Annotated in this window: 13 protein-coding genes; 12 read left to right on the top strand and 1 reads right to left on the bottom strand. The window is 38.9% G+C overall.

Translation table 11 applies throughout. The features are described 5' to 3' along the window. From JKG61_RS18545 to JKG61_RS18510, 8 genes are all read left to right on the top strand, one after another. Complete coding sequence (locus tag JKG61_RS18545; RefSeq protein WP_202104454.1) at positions 1–240, top strand: transcriptional repressor; 240 nt, start codon at positions 1–3, stop codon at positions 238–240. A gap of 26 nt (positions 241–266) precedes the next feature. Continuing rightward, positions 267–809 carry an RNA polymerase sigma-70 factor gene (locus JKG61_RS18540; RefSeq protein ID WP_202104453.1) on the top strand — a complete coding sequence of 181 codons (543 nt, stop codon included), beginning with the start codon at positions 267–269 and terminating at the stop codon, positions 807–809. Between the two features lie 61 nt (positions 810–870). Next, positions 871–1,515 carry a hypothetical protein gene (locus JKG61_RS18535; protein ID WP_202104452.1) on the top strand — a complete coding sequence of 215 codons (645 nt, stop codon included), beginning with the start codon at positions 871–873 and terminating at the stop codon, positions 1,513–1,515. A gap of 6 nt (positions 1,516–1,521) precedes the next feature. After that, positions 1,522–2,730: a hypothetical protein gene (locus JKG61_RS18530; RefSeq protein WP_202104451.1), complete on the top strand. Its 1,209-nt coding sequence runs from the start codon at positions 1,522–1,524 to the stop codon at positions 2,728–2,730. An 84-nt stretch (positions 2,731–2,814) separates the two neighbouring features. Further along, positions 2,815–5,256 (top strand): TonB-dependent receptor, encoded by a 2,442-nt coding sequence (locus tag JKG61_RS18525; RefSeq protein ID WP_202104450.1) that lies wholly within the window; start codon positions 2,815–2,817, stop codon positions 5,254–5,256. A 26-nt stretch (positions 5,257–5,282) separates the two neighbouring features. Then, positions 5,283–6,512 (top strand): hypothetical protein, encoded by a 1,230-nt coding sequence (locus JKG61_RS18520; protein ID WP_202104449.1) that lies wholly within the window; start codon positions 5,283–5,285, stop codon positions 6,510–6,512. Positions 6,513–6,593: 81 nt separating this feature from the next. Continuing rightward, positions 6,594–7,760, top strand: coding sequence for a PepSY-associated TM helix domain-containing protein (locus tag JKG61_RS18515; RefSeq protein WP_202104448.1), 1,167 nt, complete (start codon positions 6,594–6,596; stop codon positions 7,758–7,760). A gap of 79 nt (positions 7,761–7,839) precedes the next feature. Beyond that, positions 7,840–8,667: a UDP-2,3-diacylglucosamine diphosphatase gene (locus JKG61_RS18510; protein WP_202104447.1), complete on the top strand. Its 828-nt coding sequence runs from the start codon at positions 7,840–7,842 to the stop codon at positions 8,665–8,667. A 4-nt stretch (positions 8,668–8,671) separates the two neighbouring features. Here the strand turns inward: JKG61_RS18510 and JKG61_RS18505 are convergent, their stop codons facing one another. Next, positions 8,672–9,193, bottom strand: a complete 522-nt coding sequence (locus JKG61_RS18505; RefSeq protein ID WP_202104446.1) for an NADPH-dependent FMN reductase — start codon at positions 9,191–9,193, stop codon at positions 8,672–8,674. A 206-nt stretch (positions 9,194–9,399) separates the two neighbouring features. On the opposite strand from JKG61_RS18505, the gene JKG61_RS18500 reads away from it, so the two are divergent. The 4 genes from JKG61_RS18500 to dapB are packed head-to-tail and all read left to right on the top strand — an operon-like array spanning position 9,400 to position 12,619. Further along, positions 9,400–10,197, top strand: coding sequence for a ParA family protein (locus JKG61_RS18500; protein ID WP_133586115.1), 798 nt, complete (start codon positions 9,400–9,402; stop codon positions 10,195–10,197). A 2-nt stretch (positions 10,198–10,199) separates the two neighbouring features. Then, a complete protein-coding gene (locus tag JKG61_RS18495; protein WP_202104445.1) occupies positions 10,200–11,114 on the top strand; it encodes a ParB/RepB/Spo0J family partition protein in 915 nt (304 codons plus the stop codon). Continuing rightward, the gene (locus JKG61_RS18490; protein WP_202104444.1) at positions 11,114–11,839 is read left to right on the top strand and encodes a DUF5683 domain-containing protein; all 726 of its coding nucleotides are present in this window, start codon (positions 11,114–11,116) and stop codon (positions 11,837–11,839) included. The genes JKG61_RS18495 and JKG61_RS18490 overlap by 1 nt, the downstream gene beginning before the upstream one ends. A gap of 36 nt (positions 11,840–11,875) precedes the next feature. Further along, positions 11,876–12,619 (top strand): 4-hydroxy-tetrahydrodipicolinate reductase, encoded by a 744-nt coding sequence (gene dapB, locus JKG61_RS18485; protein WP_202104443.1) that lies wholly within the window; start codon positions 11,876–11,878, stop codon positions 12,617–12,619. Positions 12,620–12,621: the final 2 nt, after the last annotated feature.

The raw sequence follows: 12,621 nt of genomic DNA, 5'->3' as shown, positions 1-12,621 counted from the left end.
ATGAGTAAAACAGAAAAAGCAGTGATCGCATTGTTGCAAGAGAAAGACATCTTTATGGATGTAGAGGAGATTTTTTTATTGCTGAATCCAGCAAGTAAATGTTATAGCTATGCAGCAGTATATCATAGCGTGCGGACCTTGAAAAAAAAGGGAGTAATTGTAAGTGAAGAGCGACCATCTGAGCGAAGAAGATATTTCAAGATCAGCAGGGGATGGGGCGATAACGAGATCGAATCGTAAATATTATTTATAATAAATCTAAATAAATGTATATTTGCGATGATTTGGAATCCCCTCATAGCAATACAAGTATATCAATCAATGCAGAGACATTTGAACTTCTTTTTCAGCAATACTGGAAAAGGTTGTATGTATTTGCATTAAAAACCATGGAAGATGAGGATGAAGCGAAAGAGATTGTTCAGGATGTTTTTAAATCGTTGTGGGAACGAAAAGAGACGCTAAACATAAAGGATGTTGAAAGGTACCTGTTAAGATCTGTTAAATTGAAGTCGTTGGAGCATATTAGGAATAAATGTACGCGGCAACGTCACCATGATGTGATACAGACTCAATCTCAGGTTATGTATGAAGATGAACAGCTGCAGGTTAAGGAATTGGCGTCTAAATTGAATACCATCGTTGAGGGCTTGCCTAAGCAATGCAAAAATGTGTTTAAAATGAGCAGAGAGCAAGGGTTAACGAATAAGGAAATAGCGCAGACGCTTCTTATTTCTGAACGTGCTGTAGAATATCATATCAGTAAAGCTTTGTTTGTATTGCGAACTAACCTTGTAGATCAGGATTGATAGCTCAATAGATAATTAACAGGATAGTTTTATATTTTGTATTTTTGCATATAAGGTAAAAATGGATATCAGTAAGTCTCTTTTAGAAAAACATGAACTTGGTCAGTGTAATGACGAAGAGCTTGCTACTGTCCAAGCTTGGTTAAATGCTGAGGATTGGGGGGATTTAGATCTAAAGAAGGATGTTGACGAAACTATAAAGGATGGAATGTGGGCAGATATTTCTTCAGCTGTCGCTACTCCATCAATAGTTCAGACGCTGATATCGCCCCCTCGTATATCTACTATAAAGAGATATTGGTGGACTGCAGCTGCAGCCTGCTTCATTATGATAATAGGAGGCTATCACTGTTTTTACCAGCCTAGGAAAGACTTTACTGTATTTCAGGCGGCCAATGCTGAACCAAGTGTGATTTCTTTTTCTAAAGATCATTTTGATGTTATGCTGAGCCCTAATAGTGAAGCCAATATTGACTTTGAGTCAGGAAATATCTCTTTGACAGGAAATATTATGCTAAGGCCTAAGCGTGATTTTGTTCTGCAGGATGGACGGAGTAATCGGTCTTTTAATTTTAAACAGGGAGAAGTTTATTTCGTTTCGGAGCGTGAGGAAGAAAAAAAGCTCATTATTTTGTCAAAACGAGAAATGATCTTTTTGCCACCGGTTATGCAACGTAGAATTAAGCAACAATTTCATATTTCCTAACTATTCATGAAGCTTTTTTTTACTTCTTTATATATCGGTTTGTTATCTGTTTTAGGATTGCTTTTTTCTTGTACATCTCCAGATACTTCAACAAGCTTTTTCCCTGAATATGCTTTATACCTTTTGAATGAAGATGGATCAAACACTTTCGTGCTGTTGGATAGCTTACAGCGTACGGGTGAAAGCGTCGAGATTGAAGTGCCTTCTAAAGAGTTTACACGAGAATATATACAAAAAAAGGGAGCCTTTTATCATTTTAAAGAGAAAAATGATTATTTCATCCGTTATCAGCTTGACAGCAATCATCAGATGATCGCTACTGATTCTATTTTATTCAAGGATGGGTATCTAGAAAATTACCTTTGGAAGAACGATACGGATACCCTGTTACTTTTTACAGTAGAGAAGAAAACTACAGCTCATGCTCGCATGTATGTGGTAGATACCAAGAATTTTACCCTCATACGGGAGGAGGCCCTGCCACTCCCCTCATCGGTAGCAGATTTTAACCTTTTGAGTATTGGGGTAGTTGACTTTGTCGATGATAAGCTATGGGTAGCCTATTGTTATTCGAAGTTTCTGACTGCAGACGATTACACTACATCAGATACGATGTATTATGCAACGCTTGATTTCTCTTCATTAGCTGTCTTGAATTTACAAAAGGATACCCGATCCTCTTATCCTGGTGGTGTGAATACGGTACAAAGCTACAGCGCCCGTGATGATCAGGGAGATTTTTATTTCATGAGTTGTCCCGGCGTAGCGTTAGGTAATAGCCTATCAAAACCAACTGCAATATTCCGTAGGAAAGCAGGCTCACAGCAGGTTGATACTTCTTATATGTTAGATGTTTCTAAGACTATTCTTAACCATGCATACGGTTTTTGGTATGTAGGTGGGCAAAAAGCAATCATAAGAAGTGAACAACATGAACTATATACTGACTTTTCAAACCACCACTCTGTCTTTCAGTTTGAGTATTATCTCGTAGATCTCGCTACGAAAAAGCTAGAGAAGATTAATATACCTTTGGACAAAGGCACCCGTAAGGAAAATGTTTTGGTCCAAGGTGATTATGTCTACTTTGGTATTGACAATGAAAGTAATAAACATGAAATATGGCGCTATACTCCTGCTCATGGAAAAACGGAGAATGTTTTTTCTGCTTCATCGACAGCAGATTACATACTTCGCCTCGATTTTCTCAAATAGAATACACTTTTTTTTATTTCTCAGCTTCGGTTTAAGGATACATAGGCTACATACCTATGTATAATTAATCTAAATAAAGAGATTTTGAAGTCAACATGTGTTTTTGTACTATTTACTTTTTTATTAGTAACAAGTTTAGATGCTCAAATTAATGGGCGTGTGTCGGGGTATATCAGGGACGTGTTTGGTAAACCTGTACAGGGAGCAAATGTCAGTTTGAAAAATCAATCTAAGGTATCTTTTTCCGAGATAGATGGTTTCTATAGATTAGAAGGTATACAAGGATCTACTGCTGAAGTAGTGGTTTCAGCAGTAGGCTTTATAAGTCGGACGCATACATTAGTATTACAGGCGGATCGAGAATCTAAGTTAGATATTGAACTACATGTAAGAAAAGGCGAGATAGAAGAGGTGCAGGTCCTGGGTCAATCCTCCAACCAGAGAAAGATTACGGAGATTAAGCAATCGGGTTTTGCCGTAAATGTCATCGATATGAATGAGCATAGCGGCAAGGTTGCTGATCTTAATCAAGTTTTAAAGCGTGCACCTGGGGTCACGATCCGGGAAAATGGCGGGCTTGGATCGTCGTTTGCCTTCAAAATAAATGGTCTTGACGCAAAAATATTTATTGACGGTATCCCTATGGAAAATTTTGGAAGTTCAATGACCTTAAATAACATTCCGGTTAATTTAGTGGATCGTGTCGAAGTTTATAAAGGTGTTGTACCTGCTTATCTGACAACAGATGTATTGGGAGGCGCTGTAAATATTATTACAAAACGGCGTAATCGTCAGTTCTTTGATTTTAGTTATGGTTATGGATCTTTTAATACACATCAAGCTTCTGTTATAGCGACGACAAGAGATGTGAAAACTGGTCTTATGATTAAAGGCGATGCATTTTTTAATCATTCGGATAATAACTATCTAATGTATAGCAACCCTAAATATGGTGTTGATCTGGAAGGAGGAATGAAAATCTTTACAGACGAAGAAACGGGAATGATACAACGGAAACTCGTTAAGACAGAGCGGGCCCGTCGATTTTACGATGCCTATACATCAGGGATGGCAAAAGTAGAAGGAGGCTTTGAAAATGTCAAGTGGGCAGATAGGTTATTTTTGGGTGTTACCTATGCCAAGAATAAAAATCAATTACAGCTTGGATCTGGTATCAATGATGTTTATGGCGGACGTTGGTCTGAAAATAATTATATTATGCCTACTCTCCAGTATCGAAAGTCAAGTCTGTTTACTCCTAATCTTTACGTTGATGCATTCGCAAGCTATTCGTATAGTCAAACCGACCTTAGGGATACAGCTCGATATACTTATTATTGGCAGGGTACACCTTATCTACCGAGTGATGGGCCAAGAGAGGAAAGCTATTCGCGTGTAAATAATAAAAGCTATATCGCAAAGACTGACTGGGTCTACCATCTAAACGATAGTAAAACTCAGATTGTGAGTTTGAACTATAATTTTTCTACCAACAGTCAGAAGAGTAAGGATATGCTTAACGAAATAGATCAACAACAGGTGGATTTGTTGAAGAGCGTAAACAAGCATATCGCAAACCTGACTTGGCAGGGACAGTGGCTTGATGAAAGACTAAGTTCCGTTTTGTTCCTAAAATACTATGGCCTAGATATCGTCAATACAGTAGATCAAAGAGTGTTTGATGATTCTGGTAATTATATCAGCGGAGACATTGTCAGACAGACAGGATACAAAGATTATCCGAGCTATGGACTTACTCTACGTTATCTTTTGAAAAAGGATGCAGGCATAAAAGCATCATACGAGAAAGCATATCGATTACCTTCGATTTCAAATATTTTTGGAGATGGAGTGGATTTGTTGCCAAACCAGTCCATTAAGCCGGAGCAGAGTAATAATTACAACCTGGGTGTGTTTTACAATACCTTTATTTATGATGTGCATTTTGTCAATGTCGATGTTACGGGTTTTTTGAGGAATGCTGACAATTACTTTATGCAGCAACCCGTGGGGAATAAGTTTCAGTATCAGAATATAAAGGGAGCAAAGCTTTACGGTGCTGAGATTGATGCCAAATATGGCTATAAGGATTTTCTTCGTATGAGCTTCAACGTTAGTTATGATAAAGCAATAGTTAGCAATCGATATACTGACGATACGGAACAGGTTGAATCATCGATATACAAACAGCAGCTTCCGAACAGACCTTGGGTTTATGGTAATCTAGATTTTTCATTGGGTAAGAATAATCTGTTTGCGAAAGGAACTAGAGCGGAGTTTACTTATACCAATCAATATACCCACTGGTTTTATTTGAGTTGGGCAAATATGGGTTCAGTAGGTACCAAGAATTATGTGCCAACACAATATGTACATTCGGCCATGTTAAGTTACTCTTGGGGGCACAATAAATATGGACTAACATTAGAAGCCCGAAATTTTACCAACGAGTTGGTTTATGATAATTTCAGGTTACAGAAACCTGGACGGGCATTTTACACCAAACTGCGTATGTCTATTTTGTAAGAATTTAAATAATCAAATTTTATACTATGTATTTTTTTAATAAATTAAAAGCCACCTTTTTGGTGTCGGTATTGGCCTTGGCTGTGGTTTCTTGTAAGGATGATCCAACTGTCGATAAGCCAGATGAGAATATTGTAAGCAATAAAAAATATGGTATTGGTGTAAGGGTCGAAGCAGCGGGCCAAAGCTATAACTATATATTGCCCGTTGAAAATCTTATGAAGGAGGGAGTCGTATCACCTGTAGGCTATGGTATAGATGTAACCGGAAAAATAGATCCGACATACGGTATACAAAATGGACATGATATCTATGTCTCAGAAGCTACCGCAATAAAAAAATATTCTATAGCCAGTGGAGATGTTAAGGAGTTAGATAATGTGGTGATAGATTATTCTCAGACATACTCTTCTTTTATGGCTAAGACAGCCTTTATGAATAATACACTAAATGTATTGAGTTATGCAAGTTATTATGATCCTACGACTGAAACGCGTAACAGAAGAGTGTTTATTATCGATACAGCCAAAATGATCTTAAAGGCTGATAATCCCGTACAGTTTCCGGTTCCTCTTATCAAAGATCCTAATAATCCGGAACAATACCTGGATAAGTCTTCTATCAGTGTGACACCTACTAGTTTTGGGATATCAAAAGGGAAACTATTTGTTGGCTATAAGAATAACAAGCAAACTGACATTGCTTATGTTTTAATTGCCGACTATCCAAGTCTCACCAACCAAAAAGTTGCTTCAGTTTCGGGGTACGGAACAGTAAGTGGCTCAAGGTACCAAACTAGGTCAAGTTTCTTTGATGAAGAGGGTAACTTCTATTTTACTACAATGGCGGATAGTAAATTTTATACGTTATTGCGTATCAAAGCCGGTACTACAGCAGTAGATCCTGATTACATTTTTGATTTGAGCAACTACCAGGTTTACGAAGAAGGATATGGTGGCACCAACCAAGATGATCAGCATACCTACATCAAAGAGGGTAAGGCTCTTATAGGAGGGTACGTGTTTGACATACGCAACAAAAAGTTGGTTAAGAATCTAAATGATTCTGGATATGGTAAGGTACAGACAACATCGGGCGATGGAATACACGTAGACGGTGCTAATATTTATGTATTTGTTAAGAGTGCTGATTCCAAATATTACGTTGTGAGATACAATTTAGATACAAATGAAGTCAAAAGAGGGTTAGAAATTGGCGGGGGAATTAATTATGCTATGGGGATAGTTCAGTATTAAAAGACAGAGAATACAGGCAGTATGGACGACAGTTTGTGCTGCCTGTTTTTTGTGTTACGTGTGAAAAATATTCTTAATAAAATGGCTTCTAGCAAAAAAAGCAATCTTTTTAGTTCTATTAATGCTTGGTTACACCTTTGGTTAGGGTTGATATCGGGGATTATCGTTTTTATCTTGTCGATTACGGGCTGTGTTCTGGTATTTGAACATGATATCAAGGATTTAGTGTTTAATTATATCTCGGTGGAGGCGCACGCAGCAGACTCACAATTGCCTCCGAGCCTAATTCATCAAAAGATAAAGGAGTCACATCCCAATGTCGAGGTATCAAGTCTCTGGTATTATGGAATAGATAAGTCGATAAAGGTGAGCCTTGACCATAGTGACACCTTACTGTATGTTAATCCCTATACGGGACAAGTCCTGGCAGAGGTAGATCATGAGGATATTTTTCATTTTATGGATGAGGGACACAGGCATTTGTGGATCGAAGGTAAACTAGGGAGACAAATTGTGGGTTGGGGAACTTTTGTGTTTTTCTTGGTTACGCTTTCTGGGGTGATTCTTTGGTGGCCTAAAAGATGGACAAAACGCGCCGTAAAACAGAGTTTTACGATTAATTGGAAGGCTAAGCTAAAGCGGATCAATTATGATCTGCATAATGTGCTTGGTTTTTATTCCTTGCTGTTAGCATTGTTGATGGCACTGACAGGCCTTATTATGGCTTTTCCATGGATGCGTAAATCGGTGATGTGGCTTAGTGGGGGTATGCCTCCAAGACCAAAGGTGGAAAAGGTGGAGCCTGCATTGACGGATCCGGTACTTCAGGATGCGCTCATGGTGGCTGACAAGATCTGGTATAAAGTACGTAAAGAAATAGCTTCGCTGAATAAAGAAGCTGTTATCATTCATATTCCGGAAGAAAATGAGAAAAGGATATATGCTTGTACAGACATGCATTCCGGAAGATGGAGAGATTTACGATTTGATAGAAATACAATTGAGTTGTTACCTAATTCGCAGAAACCTGTACGTGAAGCAGGTGCTGCAGAGTGGATATCCCGATCAAACTATGCATTGCATACCGGATTTATCGGTGGTATGACAACCAAGATTATGTATTTCTTGGCTAGTTTGATTTGTGCTTCATTACCGATGACAGGCTTTTACGTATGGTGGGGAAAGAAAAGGAAGAGTAAAAAGAAACGTAATACTCATAGCGCAAAAGTGACTATGGAGCCAATTTAATCCTGCTATAATTAAAATTTTCTTAACTATCTGAAAATGATAAGTTAATCTTCATTCTTTTTATTTGTATTAATCAACTATGAAGAGAGAAGTAGACTTGGTCGTTTTATCCGACCTCCATTTAGGAACGTATGGGTGTAGAGCCAAAGAGGTGCTACATTATTTGTATTCGATAAAGCCCTCCAAATTGATTCTGAATGGGGATATTATCGATATATGGCAATTTAAGAAAAGCTATTTTCCAGATCAGCACCTCCGCGTTATCAAGTATCTGTTTGATATGGCCTATCAGGGAACAGAACTGATCTACATTACCGGAAACCATGATGAGATGTTACGCAAGTTTTCCGACATCAGTTTTGGTAATATTAAATTGGTTGATAAGTTGGTTTTACATCTTGGAGATAAAAAGGCTTGGGTGTTTCATGGGGATGTTTTCGATGCATCAGTACAGCACTCGAAGTGGTTAGCCAAATTGGGTGGATGGGGGTATGATATGTTGATACGGGTCAATAATTTAGTTAATTGGGGATTGAATAGAATAGGAAGAGAAAAGTACTCCCTGTCTAAAAGGATAAAAAACTCGGTAAAGAAAGCTGTTAAGTTTATCGGTGATTTTGAACAGACAGCTTCTGAGTTAGCTATAGAGAGTCACTATGATTATGTGATCTGTGGGCATATCCACCAGCCCCAGATTCGGACAGTCGAAACAAAGAAAGGTAAATGTGTCTACATGAACTCTGGCGACTGGATAGAAAACTTATCTGCTCTGGAATATAATAATCAGGAGTGGACCATGTTCCATTATGAAGAACATAAGGATAAACTCGGTAAGTATCCCCTGCATGAATCCCCTCTATCGTATACTTTAGAGAGTATCCTAGACCGTATTAAGGTCGGACGATAATCGTTTAGAAACGAATGATTTCCTCAATTTGCTCTTGTACGAATTTATAGGTAGCGTCTTCTTGGAGGTTGCCTTCACTGTTTAATTCGCTCTGTATAGTCGGGATGTGGATTTTTAAGGGCATGACATGCATGCGCATATAGTTGCATACTCCTGTGAAGTGGTCTACTCCCCGTATGTTGCCGTATTTGCCTGTTGAAACACCTACGAGAGCAGCTTTTTTATGGTAGAAAGATACGGGGTAGGCACAGGCGTCGATAAATGTCTTGAGTACACCTGGGTAACTTCCGTTGTACTCAGGGATGACGAATACAAATTTTTCGGCTTTAGCAACCAATTCCTGAATAGGCGCAAAGCTGGAAGAACGCTTGCCGTATAAGTCCGTGAATAGGATGTCATGTGGTAGATCGGTCAATGATAGTACTTGCCATTCTTCTCCTTTTTTACACAATTCTTTTTTATAATATTCTGCGACTTTTAATGAGTTACTACCCAGTCGATTTGTTCCTGCTATAATTAAATTCATTGTTATGTTGCTACTTATAATAATCAATCCACGAGTTTGTCAAATCGTAAACCAATTTTTTGTATCTTAGCATCCTGAGTGATAGCATCAGGAAGTTCTCAAATTTAGTAATTTTAACATCATTTAAACATTTCCTTAGTAATGGAAATGTATTTTTGAGTGGAGAACATGCTAATAAACAAAAATTGTAAAAGGTTCGGTATCTCATGGGAAAAATAATTGCAATTGCAAATCAAAAGGGTGGCGTAGGAAAAACAACGACTTCTATCAACCTAGCAGCAAGTTTAGCCGTTTTGGAGTATAAGACGCTTCTGGTGGATGCTGATCCACAGGCGAATTCTACATCTGGAATTGGTTTCGATCCGCGTAATATCAAAGCGAGCGTTTACGAATGCTTGGTTAATGATTTGCCTCCACGGGAGGCAATCCAAGCGACAGAGACTCCTTTTTTGGATCTTTTACCCGCACATATTGACTTGGTGGGAGCTGAGATTGAAATGATCAACCTTAACGAACGCGAGTACAAAATGAAAAAAATGTTGGATGAAATCAAAGATGATTACGATTTCATCATCATCGATTGTTCTCCTTCGTTGGGGCTCATTACGATCAATGCGCTTACGGGGTCTGACTCTGTCATCATTCCAGTGCAGTGTGAGTACTTTGCATTGGAAGGACTAGGGAAACTATTGAATACTATAAAGATTGTTCAAAACAGACTAAATACCAATTTAGAAATTGAAGGGATTCTTTTGACGATGTATGATGTGCGCCTGCGTCTATCCAATCAAGTGGTAGAGGAGGTGCGCACACACTTTACGGAGCTTGTTTTCGAGACTATTATCCAACGGAATACACGTTTGAGTGAAGCCCCTAGTTTTGGTATATCTGTAATCATGCATGATGCGTCATGTAAAGGAGCGGTCAACTACTTGAACTTAGCTCGTGAGATTCTACAGAAGAATGGTTTGGTTGAACAGAATAAAGAAAAAGCGATCGTATAAAAATGGCAGCATTACAACGTAAAACAGGGCTAGGAAAAGGTTTAGGTGCTCTGTTGCAAGATGAAATGAGTGTTTCATCAGGGTCGTCACAAAAAGATAAGGGCGATTTAGGTGGGGCTGCGGCAGGGAGTATCAATTTTATTAAAGTTGAACATATTGCTGTAAACCCTTTCCAACCGCGTACAGATTTTGATGAGGAAGCACTACAGGAGCTTTCTGATTCTATTAAACTTCAGGGGTTGATCCAGCCTATCACTGTACGTCAGGTTAGCAAAAATCAATATCAGCTGATCAGTGGTGAGCGTCGGTTACGTGCCTCTAAACTCGCAGGTGTTACTGATATTCCGGCCTATGTACGTACAGCGAATGACCAACAGATGTTGGAGATGGCGCTTATCGAAAACATACAGCGGGAGAATCTGAATGCTATAGAGGTGGCATTGAGTTTTCAGCGTATGATCGAAGAGTGTAACCTTAAGCAGGAAGAGCTTGGAGACCGTGTTTCTAAAAACCGTTCGACAGTAACCAACTATCTTCGTTTGTTAAAATTGCCACCGGTAATTCAGGCGGGTATTCGAGATGGTCAAATTTCTATGGGGCATGCGCGTGCACTCATCAATGTTGGTGAGGTAGATAAACAATTATATGTATTCCAGGAAATCATAGATAAAGGGCTTTCGGTACGTATGGCGGAAATCCTTGTGCGTAATATACAAGAGCAGCTGAAACCTAAGAAAAATCAGAATGTAGGCAAGCAGTTGGATTTTCAATATCAGAAGATAGAGGATGATTTGGCCTCTCGCTTTTCTACCCGAGTACGCCTGAACTTAAAAAATGCACGTGGTAAGGGTGCTATCGAGATACCGTTTGATTCCGAAGATGATTTAAGTCGTATATTAGAACTTCTTGATTGGTAATGCCTAGACTTTTAGTCGTTATATTTTTCCTGTTGTTGGCATCAGGTACTTATGCCCAGATAGATTCATTGCAACAGCTTCGCGATTCAACAAAGTTGGATTTAGATACAGTTGCAGTTCAAGACTCTGTTAAAAAAGAAACCAGGAAGGAACGTAAAGAAAGAGAAAAGGCAGAGAAAGAACGAGCGAAGTATTATTATAAAGATATACTTAAAGACTCGGCACGTCTAGCTATAGAGCACGTCTCCCGTGTCGCTTGGCGGCGTTCGGCGATAGCGCCTGGATGGGGACAAATAACTAATGGAGGACGTTGGGTCTGGGTCAAATTGCCCATTATATACGGCGGTTTCATTACGGCCTATTTCGTTTTTGATTATTGGAACTATTATTATCAAATGTTTGCCAAAGAGGCAGCTTATCGTGTCGACAACTCTGGCGGTACCAGCAATGTTGATTTGGAGCGGATGAGTACCGAAGGGATTATTCGGCAAAAGGATAATTTTAGAAGGAACAGGGATATGACTGTTCTTGTTACAGCGGTGTGGTGGACTGCTAATGTTATTGAAGCTTATACCGATTCGATGTTGCGTAATCGTTATAATATAGGGGACGATCTAGGACTTAAGATAGCACCTACTTTTATGCCAGTGCAAACCATGGCTTACCAACCTAATTTTGCAAACTATTTTGCGCCAGGAGTGAAGTTGACATTTACATTTCGATAATTAATGTTAATTTGGCGATTATTTAAACCATAAGATATGAAGATTGTTTTACTCGGATATGGAAAAATGGGACAGCTGATTGAGAAATTTGCGCTCAAACGAGGACATGAGGTAGTTCTTATCGTCGATGCCCATAATAGAGAGAGTATTACTATAGATGATTTAGAGGGAGCCGATGTTGCTATTGATTTTAGTACACCAGATGCCGCTTTATCCAATATAAGTCTGTGTTTTGAATCTGACCTTCCTATCGTGGTAGGGACGACTGGTTGGTATGAACATATGCAGGAGGTCAGGGATACCTGTATCGAAGCGGAACAGTCGTTGTTATATGGTTCCAATTTCAGTATCGGTGTAAATATTTTTTTCCACATCAACAGACTTCTTGCTCAAGCAGTAGATCCCTATAAGCAGTATGATGTACAGGTCGAGGAGATACATCACGTTCATAAATTGGATGCGCCTAGTGGTACGGCTATAACCATCGCTGAAGGGATTATTGAAAATAGTTCGTCTAAATCGTCGTGGGTAAATGAAGTGGTAGGTGAAGAAAGTGATGTTATTAATAAACCTGATGAATTACTGATTGAAAGTCTTCGTATAGAGGAAGTTCCTGGAACCCATACCGTTTTATATAGTTCTGAGGTAGACCAGATCGAGTTCAAGCACACTGCACATAACAGAGATGGTTTCGCATTAGGGGCAGTTGTGGCAGCAGAGTGGCTCAACGGACGTAAAGGCTTTTTTCAAGTCACGGATATTTTTGATTTTAATAAATAACT

Origin of the sequence: Sphingobacterium faecale (assembly GCF_016746095.1) — a bacterium.
In the GTDB taxonomy this organism is placed as follows: Bacteria; Bacteroidota; Bacteroidia; order Sphingobacteriales; family Sphingobacteriaceae; genus Sphingobacterium; species Sphingobacterium faecale.
Note: the sequence above shows the minus strand (reverse complement) of the source record. Positions and strands in the feature narration are given on the sequence as shown.

Excerpts from the sequence above, each read along its gene's own strand:
- JKG61_RS18515 (WP_202104448.1), top strand. The coding sequence starts at position 6,594 with ATGGCTTCTAGCAAAAAAAGCAATCTTTTTAGTTCTATTAATGCTTGG.
- JKG61_RS18490 (WP_202104444.1), top strand. The coding sequence starts at position 11,114 with ATGCCTAGACTTTTAGTCGTTATATTTTTCCTGTTGTTGGCATCAGGT.
- JKG61_RS18545 (WP_202104454.1), top strand. The coding sequence starts at position 1 with ATGAGTAAAACAGAAAAAGCAGTGATCGCATTGTTGCAAGAGAAAGAC.
- JKG61_RS18505 (WP_202104446.1), bottom strand. The coding sequence starts at position 9,193 with ATGAATTTAATTATAGCAGGAACAAATCGACTGGGTAGTAACTCATTA.
- JKG61_RS18510 (WP_202104447.1), top strand. The coding sequence starts at position 7,840 with ATGAAGAGAGAAGTAGACTTGGTCGTTTTATCCGACCTCCATTTAGGA.
- JKG61_RS18495 (WP_202104445.1), top strand. The coding sequence starts at position 10,200 with ATGGCAGCATTACAACGTAAAACAGGGCTAGGAAAAGGTTTAGGTGCT.
- dapB (WP_202104443.1), top strand. The coding sequence starts at position 11,876 with ATGAAGATTGTTTTACTCGGATATGGAAAAATGGGACAGCTGATTGAG.
- JKG61_RS18530 (WP_202104451.1), top strand. The coding sequence starts at position 1,522 with ATGAAGCTTTTTTTTACTTCTTTATATATCGGTTTGTTATCTGTTTTA.
- JKG61_RS18500 (WP_133586115.1), top strand. The coding sequence starts at position 9,400 with ATGGGAAAAATAATTGCAATTGCAAATCAAAAGGGTGGCGTAGGAAAA.
- JKG61_RS18535 (WP_202104452.1), top strand. The coding sequence starts at position 871 with ATGGATATCAGTAAGTCTCTTTTAGAAAAACATGAACTTGGTCAGTGT.
- JKG61_RS18540 (WP_202104453.1), top strand. The coding sequence starts at position 267 with ATGTATATTTGCGATGATTTGGAATCCCCTCATAGCAATACAAGTATA.
- JKG61_RS18520 (WP_202104449.1), top strand. The coding sequence starts at position 5,283 with ATGTATTTTTTTAATAAATTAAAAGCCACCTTTTTGGTGTCGGTATTG.